Origin of the sequence: Piscibacillus salipiscarius JCM 13188 (genome assembly GCF_001311865.1) — a bacterium.
Taxonomy (GTDB): Bacteria; Bacillota; Bacilli; order Bacillales; family Alkalibacillaceae; genus Piscibacillus; species Piscibacillus salipiscarius.
Genome location: NZ_BBCD01000003.1, coordinates 114,284 through 129,328, shown reverse-complemented (window position 1 = coordinate 129,328; position 15,045 = coordinate 114,284). Strand labels below are relative to the sequence as shown.

The window sequence follows — 15,045 nt, the reverse complement described above, 5'->3', positions numbered from 1 at the left end:
TATAATTTTCAGTCAATATTATATCATGAAACCTTCTAATATAAAATGAATTCACTGTGACATTGTAACGGGTCAACCTTATGTAGGCATATGTTATAAAAACTATACTCAAAAGGAGGAGACATATGTACCCGTTTAATCGACACATGTATCAGCCACAACCAATGCTCCCATTCTTTGATGGACGCCAGCAAGTTATACAAGGTCAAGCGACTTGGACAGAGGGAGGACAAGTCACGCAGTGTAATATACCCTGGTCTGATAATGAATATCAAACAGTTGCTGTTAGCCCGAGATCTGGTTTTCAGTGTGGTCAAAGTTTAAAAGTAAGAAACCCTCAAAATACTCGAGAGGTAATCGTTGAGGTAGTGGATTCTGTTCCAAATAATCCGCCAAATAGAATCAACCTTCATAAGAGAGCATTTGAAGCATTAGGGGTTGATCCTGATGTTGGAGTGTTAAATGTTGAAATTATCCCTTCACCTGAACTAGAAGAAGAGAAGTTCGGAAAATACCTAATAGAGCTTGTTCAAGTTGGCTATCCTGGGTATCAAGTTACCAATTATAACTTTGAAGGAAGTGAGGAAGTATCCTCAAATAGAACTCGAGAGGCGTACCTTTATACATTGGTATCACCACGTGAGACCATCAAAGTAAGAGGGTCTGTCGTTTATAATCCAAACACTAACCGAGTTATTTCATTTGATTTGAGTGAAGTTGAACAATAACTATCAACCGCAGTTAAGGCTGCGGTTTTGTTTTAGTAAATACTGGAATAAAATGATATAATATTCTGACAGGGAGTGATGGGATGAAGAGAGCATTAGTCGTTGGTGGCTCCGGCATGTTAGCGGGTGTAAGTCATTGGTTAGTCGAACAAGGCTATGAAATTTATGTAGTAGGAAGGTCAAAGCGTAAGATGGCCAAGCTAATGAGTCGTGAAGGGAAACTTCATCCGCTGTATGTTGATTACCGTCATCTAGTAGAGTTTAAACAAAATATCAAACAAACGTTTGATTGGGATCTCATCATTGCTTGGATTCATCGCGTCCCAGAAAACCCAATGGAAACGTTACTAGAATCTATACAAGAACAGGAAACGAACTGCCACCTTTATCATGTATTAGGAAGCAGCTCGGATCTAAACGAAATGAGAGAGACGCTGGAAATCCCTAAACATTGTTATTACCATCAAGTTAAACTTGGTTTTAAAGTAGATCATAACCAATCTAGGTGGCTGACGAATAGTGAAATTTCAGACGGGGTTATTGAAGCGATAAAATCAGGCCAGTCGACTTATATTGTTGGACAATTAGAGCCTTGGGGTCAAAGACCTTAAGAGTGGGGGAAGAAGAAGTGAAACGTGTTATGTTAATCGGGTCACCTGGGTCTGGTAAATCAACTATGTCGAGAGAACTTGCGGAAATTTTAAAACTAGATTTGTATCATTTAGATAATCTCTTCTGGAGTCCAGGGTGGGTGATGGCTTCGCGAGAAAAACAGATCGAAATAACGAAAGAACTGATTAAGCAAGATAAATGGATTATTGATGGAAATTATAACGGAACAATCGACCTTAGACTAGAGAGAGCGGATTTCGTTGTTTTCTTTGATTTACCAAGAAGAGTCTGTATGTACCGGATCTTTAAACGTATGATTCAGTACCGGGGACAAAGACGGCCTGACCTCAATGCTGGGACTGAGCGGTTTAGTTGGGAGTTTATAAAATACGTGTGGGATTTTAGGAAGTCCAAACAACCTGGTGTCTATAAACATCTAAGAAACTATCCAACTAAAACCGTTGTGATTATTAGAACTAGACGAGAAGCTGATGAGTTCCTTAAACAAATTCGGCGTGACAAACATCACTATAAAGTTGGATAGAAAGAGGTGAGTGCATGGTAAAGGTTGATATACATAAAGCGGGTTATGATCAAGGAGAACCGGTGATCCGCCAAGTACATTTTCAAATAAATCAAGGTGAACTTGTTGGTCTGATTGGTCCGAACGGCGCTGGAAAAAGCACGACCATTAAAGCCTTGTTAGGTACCATTGGATTTGTAGAAGGCCAAGTACAATTTAATGATACATATGCATACATACCAGAACAGCCCGTGTACTATGACGAATTGACGTTGTGGGAACACATACAATTTACTGCTTCGATTTGCGAGTTATCTGAGGAAGAAATGAATCGCCGTGTTAAACCACTGCTTAATATCTTTAGATTAAAAAAAATGTCGTACATCAATATCCGACATCATTCTCTAAAGGTATGCAGCAGAAACTGATGATTGTCTTAGCGTTTTTAACGAAACCTTCTTTATACATCATCGATGAACCGTTTATTGGCCTTGACCCGAAAGCGATGAAAGATTTTTTACGTTTATTAGATCAAGAACGGCAAGAAGGGGCTGCAGTATTAATGTCAACTCACATGTTAGATACGGCAGAAAGAATTTGTGACAGGTTCGTATTGATGATGAACGGAGAAGTGATTATACAAGGTACACTCGAAGACATCTTAAATGCTGCAGGGACTAGACATGCCACTTTATTAGATTCATTTGAAGTACTTATGGAGCGTACAGTAAAATGAAGGGTTTACAACTATTTAGAAACAAGCTGAGTCAGCACTTTAGGTTTTACAAACGAATAAAGAGGTTAACGATTGATTGGACAGTTTGGATTTATGTATTCATACCTTTTGCTCTTATGGGAGCAAGCTTTTACGCTGATTTATGGCTCCAAATTCCAGGGTGGCCGAATTATGTAACGGTTGATACTCTTATATTGATTATTATTTTAGTTATACTTGCGGGTTCTCATTATGCTTTTTTACATCATGCGGACCTTTTGTATTTGTGGCAAAAAACGAATCTTATTAAGTCACTGAACCAGTTTTAAAATGCTCTTTATAACATTTAAAATGCTTATTAAAGTAAGTTTGTTGATGGCTGTTCTTTCGCCAATTATAATGCAGTATTTAAATTTAGGGATGAATGAGTTCTGGTCGTTAAGTTTTTTAATCTATATCTGGTCATTGTCCGTTAGCCTAATCAAGCGTGTGTTAAATGTGCAATTATCTAAATGGTCGTTTCGGCTAAGCATAGCTCTATTGGTTTCTTTATCTTATGGCTATTTCTGGTTTGTCTTAAACGGCTTTTCATATTGGGCTGCATATGGGTTAGCAATTGGGATCTTAATCTTGGTGATAAGAAAAGTTTTCAAGAAAAGCAAACATTTTGAACGTGAAATTGAACTAGATAGAGAACTGAGAAATAAAGTTTTACAGCTGATTCTAATGCAAAGCGCCCACATTGGAGCACCAGACTGGATGGTTCAGTCAAAAGCTCGTTCGTCAAAAAAACCTTGGATTTTTAGGAAGTCTCAAAAATTATTCACAGGTTATACACCGGAAATAGGTTATCAAGAACTCATTATAAAACTATGTTAAGAAGGAGAAATTGGATCCTACTATATGTACAACTCACTTTAGGAGGGGTAATTCTTATAGTTTTATTTCCGGGATGGTACAAGTTAATTATATATTTTGCTCTTATTTATTTTTAGGGCAGTTATTAAAATCATTTTGGAACCAGATTATCACAGATCCATTCCTAGAATTGTTTAGATGGCAGCAAGTCAATTTAACAAACTTATCAAGAGTGATTTTGATGAGATTTATTCTGCCTAGTGCAATGGTACTAAGTGGTGTTACAGGGTTTGTTTTTTCTCTATAACCGGAATGATGTTAATGTTGATATTTGGTTGGATGATCTCACACTTTCTTGCCCATTTTCTTAGCCGAAGCGTTATAATGTAGGTATAGATATCTAAAGTTGTTGGAGGTTTGTATGGATATAGTTATATGGATATTGATTATAGCCTTTTTCGTATTAAGTTTTGTAGGAATATTATTTCCTATCATTCCATCTGTATTAGTGTTGTGGCTTGGTTTCTTAGCGTACCATTTCTTTATAGATAACGCGGAACTTGGTTGGGTCTTCTATTCGATTATGGTTATCTTCACCATTATTTTAATTGGTGCGGATGTGATTGCCAACAGTTACTTTGTTAAAAAATATGGTGGTTCTAAACGAGGTGAACAAGTTGCTGCTGTAGCTGTTATTGTTGGCTCATTTATTGTACCTCCATTCGGAATTCTAGTCGTACCATTTGTTGCAGTTTTAGTTACAGAACTTATCCAAAAGCGTTCGACAAAAGAGGCTTTTCGAGCATCAGTCGGTTCGTTTATCGGATTTTTAAGTGGCTCACTAGCAAAAGTTGTGATCCAACTGATTATGATCATTTGGTTTTTGTCACCATTGCATTTTAGTATCTAAAAAAGGGTATGGTATGGATAAGAGGTGACAAAGATGAACGCTTATCAAATCATATCGTTTATACTCATTGGAACAATCATTTTTGCAATAGATAAAAAGAAAGAATACATCCCTGTTCCAGTTTTATTATTAATAGTTGGAATCGGATTATCATTTATTCCTTTTTATCACGATGTCGTACTAACTGAAAAAATGATTTTACATTGGTTTTTACCCGCTTTATTGTTCGTCTCTGCTTATGAATTTCCTCTTAAAGATTTTAAAAAGTATTATCCAGCTTTTATTACTTTAAGTACTATTGGTATGTTGTTTGTGGCATTTCTGTTTGCTGGATTGATTTATTTCACTTTAGGATCTGCATTATCATTAAGTTTTCTAGCAGCTTTAGTCATTGCAGCAATTCTTACCCCAACGGATCCCGTTTCAGTAGTTAATATATTAAAAAGTCAACCAATAAAGATGATCTAGCAGATGTGGTTGAAGGAGAGTCATTGTTTAATGACGGGACAAGTGTCGTCTTATTTACGGTTGTAGCTGGTATTTATTCGAATCAAAAAGGATTTCACATCCTCTCTTTCTTTCAAGAATTTCTGCTAGTTTCGCTAGGTGGCATTTTAACTGGACTAATATTTGGTTATATTTTTAGTAAGATTATTTTTGGCTTAATCACCGAGAGTATCAAGTAATGGTGAGTTTGATCCTAGCTTATGGAGGTTTTCTAACGGCAGAACATTTTGGAGTATCGGGTGTTCTTGCTACAGTAACTGCAGGATTAATGTTATCTTTTGAGTTAGAGAAACAAAATAGAGAGCAAACGAGAAATTATTTAAGAGGTTTTTGGGAAAACATAAACCCAGTCGTGTTATCCATACTATTCATAGTAATGGGGTTAGAAGTGCAGAAATTAATTCAGCTCAGCGAATGGTGGGCGATGCTAGTCATCTTCGTTCTATCACTTATATCTAGGGAAATCATCTTACTAATTAGTTATAAAACCATACCAAACTTAAGAGAACGATTTAAATTTACTGATGTACACATTATGACTTGGGCTGGAATTAAAGGTACGATGTCAGTTGCTTTACTTCTGATGTTTAAAGATCAATACGCAAACCAAGCTGATATGATTATCTCACTCGCAATAGGTGCCATAATTATTTCAATGGTTGTTCAGAGTTTATCGATTTATCCTTTATCAAAAAGGAGTTAAATGATATATGAAACCTTTATATAAGAGGTTTCGTCTTAATAGTAAAACCATTAAAGGGTGTTCGCTATGAAAAAAGCTTTATGTTTAATTGTTTTATTTTCTTTATGGATGCTGGCTGCTTGTTCTGATGATCAAGAAGGAGCACCTGTTGAAGATCAATTAGTCGGTACATGGAACGGGGCGATCGAAGTAGAGGAGCAGCCTCTTAATATCATTATCGAATTTGACCATAAAGAAAAATTTACTGGTAATATCAGTATTCCTATACAAAATTTAAATGAATTTTCTTTAACCCACTTGAAATTTGACGGAGAGAACATTTCATTTGAGGTGCCACTCCCGAATCAAGAGGTCAAGTTTGAAGGCGTTTTAGAAAATGAGGATTTGATCGAAGGGACGTTTACGCAAGAAGGACAGGAATTCCCTTTTCATTTAGAAAGAGGTCAATTGGCTGGGCAAACAGGCGAGCGTTCAGAACCTGAAGATTTATTGTCAGTTGAAACTGAACATGGCGAATTAAAAGGCGAACTGTTAACGCCAGAAGGTGAAGGGCCTTACCCTGTTGCTTTAATTATCCCTGGTTCAGGTCCAACTAGTCGCGATGGTAATTCAAAGGGTATCCCAGGTAAAAATAATAGCTTGAAATTAGTAGCTGAATCGCTTGCAGAAAATGGAATAGCATCGATTCGTTATAGTAAGCGTGGTGTTCGGGAAAATGAAGAGGCGGTCATACCTGAAAGCGAATTACGCTTCAAAGATTTCGTAAATGATGCGAAAGCTTGGCTTAATATGATGCACGGTGATGAACGTTTTTCTGAGGTTAGTGTAATTGGGCACAGTCAAGGTTCGTTAGTTGGTATGTTAGCGGCTCAAGAAGCGGGAGCTGATTATTTTGTTTCCGTTGCAGGAGCTGGCAAACCGATTGGTGAAGTGATTTTGGATCAGATTGAAGGTCAGGTAAGTGAAAAACAATTAAACGAATCTAAAAACGTTTTGAATAAACTTGAGCAAGGAAAGACGGTTGAAGATGTCAGTCCTAAATTATACAGTTTGTTTGCACCGGAGCTGCAACCATTTCTAATATCATGGATGAACTACGACCCTGCTGAGGAGATAAAAAAGTTAAACATGCCAGTGTTAATTGTTCAGGGCACACATGATGTTCAAATATCAGTAGAAAATGCTGATCGATTAGCTAATGCTAATCTAGATGCTGAAGAGTTGGTAATTGAAGAGATGAATCACGTTCTTAAAGAAGCACCTGAAGATCGTTCTAGTAACATGAGTACGTATGCTAACCCTGACTTACCATTAGCTGAAGGGTTAATGGATGGGATTCTAAATTTCTTAAAAAAAGATAAGTAAATGAGGTTGGAGTTTCCCAACCTCATTTTTACGTTAATAAGTCCTTTAACACTTGAGCGTGGTGTATTTTTCCTCTTTTGTTGCATATAGAAGAGTAACCTTTCCATTAGATGTCCAATCCTTTAATTGATTAAATGCTTCATTTTGTTCTTCATTTTTTTGAGTTCTTCTTTATATTTCTTTTTAAACTCTTTAAACTTATCTGGATCATGATTAAACCACTTTCTTAAATCGGAAGTGGGCGCGACTTCTTTTAGCCATTCATCTAATTGAGCCTTCTCTTTTGATACACCTCTTGGCCACACGCGATCAATTAACACACGCTTTCCATCATTTTTATAAGCTTCATTGTAAATTCTTTTTAAATTAACTGTCATAAGAATCACCTCTCTATTTAACTATGACCGAAATCAGTCTATATTAAACTAAATCTATCGAGTCTTGCGAGTATGGTTTTAATTTACGAAAAATTAATAATAGAGTGACACAATTGAGTCAATGTACCTATTAATTCTATGATATATTGTATTTGGAACATACATAAAGGGAGGAATAATGATGAAAAAGTTCGTTATGATTCTATTATCTTTGTCTTTACTAGTACCTTCGTTTAGTAGCTTAACTGCTGTTGAACAAGATTTAGTTGACGTACAGTTACTAGGAGTAAATGATTGGCACGGTCAGATCGATTACGAAGATTCCTTTGCGGATTTTGATGGGGATGGAGAAAACGACCCGGCTGGACGTGCAGATTATCTAGCTGCTTATTTAAAAGAACGTGAAGCAACAAACCCAGATAATACGCTAATGGTTCATTCCGGTGATATGATTGGCGGAAGTCCATTAATTTCAGCGTCATTCCAAGATGAACCAACTGTAGAAATCATGGAAGAAATGGGTATGGATGTAGGTACATTAGGCAACCATGAATTTGATGAAGGTGTCGATGAGCTTCTTCGTATGATTAATGGCGGAGAACATCCAAACGGTACGGAAGGCTATGACGGTATGAATTTCCCTGTTGTAGCAGCAAATGTTCAATATAAAGATACTGAAGAGTTGATTGTTGACCCTTATGTAGTTAAAGAAGTTGAAGGTCAGAAAATTGGGTTTATTGGAGTTGTGACTACAGAAACTCCAAATATGGTAATTAAAGAAGGAAACGAAAATGTAGAGTTTACAGATGAAGCAGAAGCGATTAATAAATATGTTCCAGAATTAAAAGAACAAGGTGTTAAGTCAATAGTCGTTCTTGCACATAATCCTGCTTTCCAAGAAGGGGATGCTATTACTGGAGATGCTGCTAACATTGCGAACAGTGTTGATGATGAAGTTGACGTGATTTTTGCAGCTCACAACCACGTTTATAACAATGGATTAGTAGACGGTAAATTAATCGTTCAAGCTTATTCTTATGGAACAGCATTTTCAGACGTTGATTTAAAAATTGATCCTGCAACTGGTGACATTGTTGAGAAAACAGCTGAGGTAGTAACCGTTGCTCAACATGGTATGGAGCCAGATCCTGCTGTTGCGTCAATCTTAGATAAATATGAAACACTTGTTGATGATATTAAAAATGAAGTTATCGGAGATGCAGCGGTACCTTTAGAAGGCGGTTATGCTGCACGCGGAGAACAAGGCGATAATCCGTTAGGTAACTTAATTGCTGATGGCATGAAGTGGGCAATGGATGCTGATATGGCTATGATGAATGGTGGCGGCATTCGTGCTGACATTGACGAAGGTCCGATTACGTACGGTGAAGTCTTTACAGTTCAGCCATTTGGAAACACTTTAGTCAAAGCTGAACTTACGGGAGAGTCCATTATTGATGTGTTAAATAATCAATTAAGCGAGCCGTATGGTCCAGATTATAGTGTAGCTGGATTCAGCTATACATGGAACTATGATGAGATGGAAGTAATTGATGTGTTCCTTCCAGATGGATCTGAAATTGACCCTAACGAAGTATACACAGTTGTAGTTAATAATTACATGTTCGGTGACCCTGATAGTAATATTGAAACTTAGCGTTAAGCTCAGAAGTTGGTCCAACTGATTTAGATGCTACTGTTGACTATATTAAATCATTTGATGAACCAATTGAATATTATGCAGAAGGACGTATTCAAGAAGTAGAACTTGTTACACCGCTAACTGACAACCCTAACGCTTCTGATCGAGCTAAAGAAAGACTTAAAGAACTTGCTAAAGACGGTAAGTTCAAAAATGGAAACCATTAAGAATATAAACTGCTGGCCTTAGCCAGCAGTTTTATTTATGTAATAATCTTCTCCAATAGGGTTAAACTAAAATTAAAAGAAAATTTTGTAAAATTTTTGTCGAAATACTTTTAATCTTTCAGAAAAGTGGTATAGTAAATATAAATATCGTTATATTTTATAGCGATATTAAAAAATGGTAGTGGGGGCACCTACATGGCTCATCTGATTAATGTCCAACATTTCTTGAAAGAACAAAGTAGAATTATAGAGATGCTAGCGGCAGATCATCTGCCACTATGCAAAATATTAGAGAGATTAACCGAGACGATAGCAGTAGTTCTTCCAGATGTTCGTGCGACTATCACTGAATATAATGGAAAACTACATAGTCTGGAGAACCCTATTGGCCCTCGGTTTTCAAGGGCGTATTTAGAAAATATGGACGGCTTAAAGGTTGGACCAAAATCAGGATCATGTGGGACCTCCGCATACATAAATGATTTAGTAGTCGTAGAGGATGCTAAAGTTGATTCGTTATGGGAGAATCATAGGGAAGTTGCTGTTAAATATGATATTAAAGGATGCTGGTCGATTCCGATTGTATCTTCGAGTGGGGAATTATACGGAACTTTAGCTTTCTATCCGAATGAAAATCGAAAGCCAACTGAAGAAGAAAAACAAATTTTTGATCAGTTCAGTCACTTAGCAGCCGTTATTATAGATAAGAAGCAATCGCAAGAAGCACTACAATTAGCTAATCGAGTGATTGAAAATAGTCCGGCTATCATTTTCAGATGGAAAGCAGATAAAGGATGGCCGATTGACTATGTATCAAATAATGTAGAGCAATTTGGTTATTCACCAGAGAAATTCTTAAAAGAACAAATAGATTTTTCTCTAATCGTACACCCTAACGATCTACCAAGAGTAGAGGCTGAGGTAGAAGATTACTTGAGTAGAGGTGTCTATAAATATAAACAAGAGTACCGGCTAATTACATCCGATGGGCGAGTTCGCTGGATTGATGATCGGACGACCGTGACAAGAGGAAGAAATGGTGACATCTTATATATCGAGGCGTATTAATAGATATTACTGAACGTAAAGAAGCGGAACAAAAAGTTTTCTATCTAGCCAATAATGATCCGCTAACAGGTATTCCAAACCGTAGACACTTTAAACAAACACTAGCTAGAGAAATAGATCGTCACAAAGAAACAAATGAGAAGCTTGCTGTATTATATTTGGACTGTGATAATTTTAAACAAATCAATGACGACTTAGGACATGATGCAGGTGATGATTTCCTTTTGCATTTAGCTAGACGTCTTCGCAATTGCTTAAGAGAAGAAGATATGATCGCGAGAATAGGCGGAGATGAATTTAATGTACTCTTAACAGGTGTTAAAAGTGAGGAAGACGTTATTAAAGTTGCAGAACGACTAGACCATGCTTCATCTAAGCCGTGGGAGATTAGAGGTAAAATCTATCACGTAACGTTAAGTATTGGTGTCGCGATGGCACCTGATGACGGAGAAGAAGTGGATGATTTAATAAGAAAAGCAGACCGTGCTTTATATAAAGCAAAAGCGTCGGGGAAAAACCGACTAATGTGGTATGTTCCAAAGATGAGCATTTAAAAATGCTGCTGTTATTCGGCAGCATTTTTTCTATATGGTTAAGGAGGGATTTGTAATGACTGTAATTGGATTTGTTAGACATGGAATTACTGATTGGAATATTGCTAGGAAAGCACAAGGAAGCTCGGATATTCCATTGAACGATAAGGGTTTGGAAGATGCGGAAAAGCTTGCTGAACGCTTGAAAGACGAAAAGTGGTCAGTTGTTATTCTAGTGATTTAAAGCGAGCACATAAAACAGCAGAAATAATAGCTACGAAATTAGAAGTTCCTGTAATAACAGATGAAAGAATTAGAGAAGCCTATGGTGGACAAATCGAAGGGACGACTAAAGCTGAGCGAATTGAACGTTGGGGTGAGAAGTGGTATGAAGAAGATTTAGGAATTGAAAATAACAAAAGTGTGGTCGAGCGAGGGCTGGCTTTTATAAATGAAATAGTAGACCAACATCCTGAAAAGCACATTTTAGTTATCTCACATGGTTCTTTTCTGAGACAATTATTAGCGGAATTAGTTGAACCAGTTAGTCAAAATAATCGGTTGAATAATACTTCTTTAACTAAGTTGCACTATGATGGACAAAAGTGGGAAATCTCATTATTTAATTGCACGAAGCATCTTAATTAATTACCAATAAATAAATGATTGTGTTAAAATGAGAAAAGTGAGAATTATAAGATTTTGGGGGATTGTGATGAAAGTTGCCGCTAAGAGTAGCTTAGTTGTTGGAATATTGGCGATCATCTTAGGGATTGGCTTATTGTTAGTTGATTTTCCCGAAACAAACGGATTACAAGATGCGCTTAATTATATACTCTTTGAGTCATCTGCAAGAGTTCTTTGGATCATAGGCTTAATAGGTCTAGTAATCGGTTATTTGTTAAATAAAAAGTAAAAAACGAAATCGTATTTTTATTAAAAACCTTCCACAGAGCTTAAATGCTCAGCGGAAGGTTTTTGTTAATCGATAATAAAATCATTTGGGTTTGATTAAACCTTATCTATGATGGGGTCCTGGAACTTTAACAGACTCCACAATGGTTCTTTTAAATGGATAACCTTTTTCTGTGACGCCTTCAATATCAATTGTCACGTTATAAGTAGTGTTTGGTTTACCTAATTGGATGTTTTGAGAATGGTTAGATTGATTAGTGAATTTCTTTGTATTGGCAGGGTTCTTAGACTCGGTAACAGTGTAGGTTGTGTGTTTAATCTTGTTTTGGCTTTGCATTTGGTAGGTCAGATTTAAGTCACCATTTTGTTTAATGTGTTTGTTAAGATTAAATGGTCGTTTCGTGCGATAATCGTTCATTAATAGGTAGGAGTCGGGAGTGTGAGAATTAATTTTAAGAGTCCATTCCCCAGGTGTAGGACGTTTAATTGATGCCATGTGACTAATGGCATTTTTAAAGACACCGTCGTCAATGCTAGTAGATTTAAATAATGCAGGATGTTCTTTACCATTAGGGTCGACTAGCTTCATAGACTTAGGTTGTTTTGAAGTCATGAGATTAATGTTAAGTTCTGAAACATCATCTTCAACTGCCATCGAGATGCCATCTTGACCTTCTTTAAGTTCCCCGCCGTGAATCCATTGATTTGATTTGAGGTTCTTTTTCTTACCTTTAGGCTGTTTTTGGGATGTGAAATTTTGTTGATCTGCTAAATAGTCATCAAAGACTGGGAAGGTGATACCAGTACGAATTGAAGAGTGATCCCAATCGCCAACAGCTACTTCTGTACCGCCAGGAAGTCTGCTGCTATCAACGGTTACGACACCATCATTAGATCCGTAAGATGATAGATACATACCTCCGTACCAAGTTGAAGAGAATGCGGAACCCCATGAAGTACCGGCTAATGTATAGTAGTCGTTATAATAAGCGAGTGGTTGTGGGTCAGTTTGCTGACGATAAGCTTCCATTTCAGCCATTTGCATCGAGTAAGTGCCGTCTCCTTTAGCTCCAATTAAATCGGCAAGCCAGCTTGCCCAAGAGCTGTAGGCAAGATCAGCTAATTGTGACCCGTGATGTGGGCTTGAAAGAGTAATAACGTTGTCGACATATTGATGAGCACCATAATAAGTGAGAGCAGTCTGGGAGTCAACGCCGCCTTTGCTGTGAGCGACGATGGTAATAGGTTTGCCATTAAAGTGGTTTGAGATCTCAATGATTTTTCAGCTAATAATTGACCATTATCCCACATGTCTTCGTTGTACCCACCTGCATCATGAAGTTGAAGAAACGTGGTTTGATAACCGGCATCGTAAGCGGTTTGGTACATGTCATTATCTTCCCACCAAATTTGCGCCGTACTATTTAATCCGTGTACAAAGAGAAGAATAGGCTTGCTAGGGTCCAGGTTGGATGGTGTGGAACCGATATACCATTCACCTGGCGTTTCATCATTTCCATTACTGGCTTTACCCATGATGGAGATGCCATCATCTTGTGGTGCAACTAACTTGGGATCCTCAAGCTTCTGTGTATCCGCATTAGTGAAAACGCTTCCAAAAATCAATACAAGAAACAGAGTGACGAGTGAAATTTTCTTATACATAAATACCTCCTAAAAATTTAGTTACTCTAATTATCTATCATATAGGTATGTCATTATTAGGGGCTAAAGAAGTGTTTTTAGGTAGGTAAAAAGTACTTGTCGGGGATAGGAGATATTTCTATAATTTTGTTTAGACTGATAAAAAGGAGTGAACATGTTGATTTGTAAAGACCATGATCCACCTGTTAGACTTTGGTCTCTTGAAGCACTAAGTAGGAGAGTTCATCCAAGTTTAGATGTCACACCGGACATTGAAGACGCGCTTCGCATAGTAAGGGTAGGAGATCGAGGTGAGAGATTATTAGACTATTATGTAGATATAATCTCTACATCAGATTTAAGTTGTTTCTTTGACTTACGACTTCCAAGAGAGAAAAATTTCTTCCAGATGGATACACTGTTAATAACTCCTAGATTTTTGATGATTGTTGAAGTGAAAATATGTCTGGAGACATTTATTTCAAAAAAGAAACAAAGCAAATGTTACGAGTTTTAAATGGCACCATTGAGAAATTCCCCAACCCTGTCCTCCAAGTGTCACAACAAAAGCTTCAATTACAGCAATTCTTAAAGATAAACCATCTCCCCGAAATACCAATCTATACGTTAGTCGTATTTGTCAGCCGTAAAGGTATTCTTCACATTGAACCAAATGATCATTTCCATTTAAGAAACGTCATCACACTTCAAGAGTTTATTTTTAAATATCAAAAGCTTCACGAAATCTTAACTCATACTGTTTGGAAGGACACCGATCTGGCGTTAGCAAAAGAATTATTCCTCCGCGAACACACTTCGGAAAAAAAATTGATCTGATGGACCGTTTTGGGCTAACCAAGAATCAATTGTTAAAAGGTGTGCAATGTCCAAAATGTAATCGAATAGGGATGGAACGTGTCCATGGGAGGTGGTTTTGCCAATGTAAGGCTGAAAGTAAAGATGCTCATATAAATGGACTTCGTGATTATGCACTGTTGATTAACAATTGGATAAGTAATAAAGATGCCAGAGACTTTTTAAATATTGAAAATAGAGAAGTTACTAGGTATCTGTTAAGTCAGCTAAAAGTCCCTACTACAGGGAAAGGGAAAGGAGCAAAATATAACATAGGAGATTTAGTAATTTCCTCATAAAAATCTAAAAATTCCTTATAAATTTATATTTTTCCTCATAAAAATAATTTTTTCCTTATATATTTATGAAATTCCTCATAAATCAAAAAATCCTCATAAAAATGAGGTAAAGCTTTGAATAAAAAAACGGGAACCCAAACCTGGGTTCCGCTAACATTATAAGACATATTCAGCTAATACTGACTGTACTTTGTAGATATTAAGCTGTTTATTAAAAGTCTTCTCAAGAGGTGCTGAGCTGCCAGAAATCCAAATTTTGAGCTCTGCTTCTAAATCAAATGTTCCTGCTGTCTCAATCGAAAAGTGAGTGATGCTCTTATAAGGGATGGAGTGATACTCGGTTTTCTTACCAGTCATGCCTTGTTTGTCGATTAGAATCAAGCGCTTATTTGTGAAGACAAAGAGGTCACGAATTAATTTATAAGCATGTTCAACTTGTTCACTTGGTGCTAATAACTCCTCAAGCTCATCCTGAACCTTTTCTGTATCCATTTCAGATGCATTCCCCATCATTCCATCAAATAATCCCATACGTCATTCCTCCCATTGGTTATTACTTACATT

General features: G+C 36.9%; 20 protein-coding genes and 3 pseudogenes. 19 read left to right on the top strand and 4 right to left on the bottom strand.

The genetic code is table 11. The features are described from left to right. Window positions 1-125 precede the first annotated feature (125 nt). The 12 genes and pseudogenes from JCM13188_RS03405 to JCM13188_RS03350 all read left to right on the top strand — a co-directional run bounded on the left by JCM13188_RS03405 (window position 126) and on the right by JCM13188_RS03350 (window position 6,921). Entirely contained in the window at window positions 126-728 is a 603-nt protein-coding gene (locus tag JCM13188_RS03405) for a DUF3889 domain-containing protein (RefSeq protein WP_054752134.1), read from the top strand. An 83-nt stretch (window positions 729-811) separates the two neighbouring features. Continuing rightward, window positions 812-1,339 carry a Rossmann-fold NAD(P)-binding domain-containing protein gene (locus JCM13188_RS03400; protein WP_054752132.1) on the top strand — a complete coding sequence of 176 codons (528 nt, stop codon included), beginning with the start codon at window positions 812-814 and terminating at the stop codon, window positions 1,337-1,339. Between the two features lie 17 nt (window positions 1,340-1,356). Continuing rightward, on the top strand, window positions 1,357-1,884 hold the full coding sequence (locus JCM13188_RS03395; protein ID WP_279401319.1) for a DNA topology modulation protein: 528 nt from the start codon (window positions 1,357-1,359) through the stop codon (window positions 1,882-1,884). Window positions 1,885-1,898: 14 nt separating this feature from the next. After that, window positions 1,899-2,287, top strand: a pseudogene (locus tag JCM13188_RS20315) (ATP-binding cassette domain-containing protein); the annotation flags it as partial. Further along, window positions 2,276-2,599, top strand: coding sequence for an AAA family ATPase (locus tag JCM13188_RS20310; RefSeq protein ID WP_369404804.1), 324 nt, complete (start codon window positions 2,276-2,278; stop codon window positions 2,597-2,599). The pseudogene JCM13188_RS20315 and the gene JCM13188_RS20310, both read left to right, overlap by 12 nt. Next, window positions 2,596-2,907 (top strand): ABC transporter permease, encoded by a 312-nt coding sequence (locus JCM13188_RS03385; protein WP_054752129.1) that lies wholly within the window; start codon window positions 2,596-2,598, stop codon window positions 2,905-2,907. The genes JCM13188_RS20310 and JCM13188_RS03385 overlap by 4 nt, the downstream gene beginning before the upstream one ends. 1 nt (window position 2,908) lies before the next feature. Continuing rightward, complete coding sequence (locus tag JCM13188_RS03380) at window positions 2,909-3,457, top strand: ABC transporter permease (RefSeq protein ID WP_369404796.1); 549 nt, start codon at window positions 2,909-2,911, stop codon at window positions 3,455-3,457. 400 nt (window positions 3,458-3,857) lie between these two features. Beyond that, entirely contained in the window at window positions 3,858-4,346 is a 489-nt protein-coding gene (locus tag JCM13188_RS03370; RefSeq protein WP_054752123.1) for a DUF456 domain-containing protein, read from the top strand. Between the two features lie 33 nt (window positions 4,347-4,379). Beyond that, entirely contained in the window at window positions 4,380-4,814 is a 435-nt protein-coding gene (locus JCM13188_RS03365) for a cation:proton antiporter domain-containing protein (RefSeq protein WP_054752121.1), read from the top strand. Between the two features lie 5 nt (window positions 4,815-4,819). Further along, window positions 4,820-5,032 (top strand): cation:proton antiporter domain-containing protein, encoded by a 213-nt coding sequence (locus tag JCM13188_RS03360; protein ID WP_054752120.1) that lies wholly within the window; start codon window positions 4,820-4,822, stop codon window positions 5,030-5,032. Next, the gene (locus tag JCM13188_RS03355; protein ID WP_054752118.1) at window positions 5,032-5,556 is read left to right on the top strand and encodes a cation:proton antiporter domain-containing protein; all 525 of its coding nucleotides are present in this window, start codon (window positions 5,032-5,034) and stop codon (window positions 5,554-5,556) included. The genes JCM13188_RS03360 and JCM13188_RS03355 overlap by 1 nt, the downstream gene beginning before the upstream one ends. 66 nt (window positions 5,557-5,622) lie before the next feature. Further along, window positions 5,623-6,921 carry a hypothetical protein gene (locus JCM13188_RS03350; RefSeq protein ID WP_054752116.1) on the top strand — a complete coding sequence of 433 codons (1,299 nt, stop codon included), beginning with the start codon at window positions 5,623-5,625 and terminating at the stop codon, window positions 6,919-6,921. A 122-nt stretch (window positions 6,922-7,043) separates the two neighbouring features. Here JCM13188_RS03350 and JCM13188_RS03345 read toward each other — a convergent pair whose 3' ends face one another. Further along, window positions 7,044-7,298: a DUF488 domain-containing protein gene (locus JCM13188_RS03345; protein WP_369404795.1), complete on the bottom strand. Its 255-nt coding sequence runs from the start codon at window positions 7,296-7,298 to the stop codon at window positions 7,044-7,046. A gap of 181 nt (window positions 7,299-7,479) precedes the next feature. On the opposite strand from JCM13188_RS03345, the gene JCM13188_RS03340 reads away from it, so the two are divergent. The 5 genes and pseudogenes from JCM13188_RS03340 to JCM13188_RS03320 all read left to right on the top strand — a co-directional run bounded on the left by JCM13188_RS03340 (window position 7,480) and on the right by JCM13188_RS03320 (window position 11,684). Beyond that, on the top strand, window positions 7,480-8,955 hold the full coding sequence (locus tag JCM13188_RS03340; RefSeq protein WP_054752115.1) for a bifunctional metallophosphatase/5'-nucleotidase: 1,476 nt from the start codon (window positions 7,480-7,482) through the stop codon (window positions 8,953-8,955). 407 nt (window positions 8,956-9,362) lie between these two features. Continuing rightward, window positions 9,363-10,235, top strand: a complete 873-nt coding sequence (locus JCM13188_RS03335) for a GAF domain-containing protein (protein ID WP_054752113.1) — start codon at window positions 9,363-9,365, stop codon at window positions 10,233-10,235. Next, on the top strand, window positions 10,217-10,789 hold the full coding sequence (locus tag JCM13188_RS03330; RefSeq protein WP_369404803.1) for a diguanylate cyclase domain-containing protein: 573 nt from the start codon (window positions 10,217-10,219) through the stop codon (window positions 10,787-10,789). The genes JCM13188_RS03335 and JCM13188_RS03330 overlap by 19 nt, the downstream gene beginning before the upstream one ends. A 34-nt stretch (window positions 10,790-10,823) precedes the next feature. After that, window positions 10,824-11,416: pseudogene (locus JCM13188_RS03325) on the top strand (histidine phosphatase family protein). Window positions 11,417-11,483: 67 nt separating this feature from the next. Next, the gene (locus JCM13188_RS03320) at window positions 11,484-11,684 is read left to right on the top strand and encodes a hypothetical protein (RefSeq protein ID WP_054752110.1); all 201 of its coding nucleotides are present in this window, start codon (window positions 11,484-11,486) and stop codon (window positions 11,682-11,684) included. Between the two features lie 102 nt (window positions 11,685-11,786). On the opposite strand, the gene JCM13188_RS03315 is transcribed toward JCM13188_RS03320, so the two are convergent. Together JCM13188_RS03315 and JCM13188_RS17765 are read right to left on the bottom strand one after the other, a co-directional pair. After that, window positions 11,787-12,920 carry an esterase/lipase family protein gene (locus JCM13188_RS03315; protein WP_279401347.1) on the bottom strand — a complete coding sequence of 378 codons (1,134 nt, stop codon included), beginning with the start codon at window positions 12,918-12,920 and terminating at the stop codon, window positions 11,787-11,789. Further along, entirely contained in the window at window positions 12,803-13,348 is a 546-nt protein-coding gene (locus tag JCM13188_RS17765) for a lipase family protein (RefSeq protein ID WP_279401318.1), read from the bottom strand. The genes JCM13188_RS03315 and JCM13188_RS17765 overlap by 118 nt, the downstream gene beginning before the upstream one ends. Before the next feature lie 154 nt (window positions 13,349-13,502). Between JCM13188_RS17765 and JCM13188_RS20305 the strand changes: the two are divergent. Together JCM13188_RS20305 and JCM13188_RS03300 are read left to right on the top strand one after the other, a co-directional pair. Continuing rightward, a pseudogene (locus JCM13188_RS20305) lies at window positions 13,503-14,164 on the top strand (nuclease-related domain-containing protein). Window positions 14,165-14,235: 71 nt separating this feature from the next. After that, window positions 14,236-14,481: a hypothetical protein gene (locus tag JCM13188_RS03300; RefSeq protein WP_279401316.1), complete on the top strand. Its 246-nt coding sequence runs from the start codon at window positions 14,236-14,238 to the stop codon at window positions 14,479-14,481. A gap of 156 nt (window positions 14,482-14,637) precedes the next feature. Here the strand turns inward: JCM13188_RS03300 and JCM13188_RS03295 are convergent, their stop codons facing one another. Beyond that, a complete protein-coding gene (locus JCM13188_RS03295) occupies window positions 14,638-15,012 on the bottom strand; it encodes a PH domain-containing protein (RefSeq protein WP_054752101.1) in 375 nt (124 codons plus the stop codon). Between the last annotated feature and the right edge of the window lie 33 nt (window positions 15,013-15,045).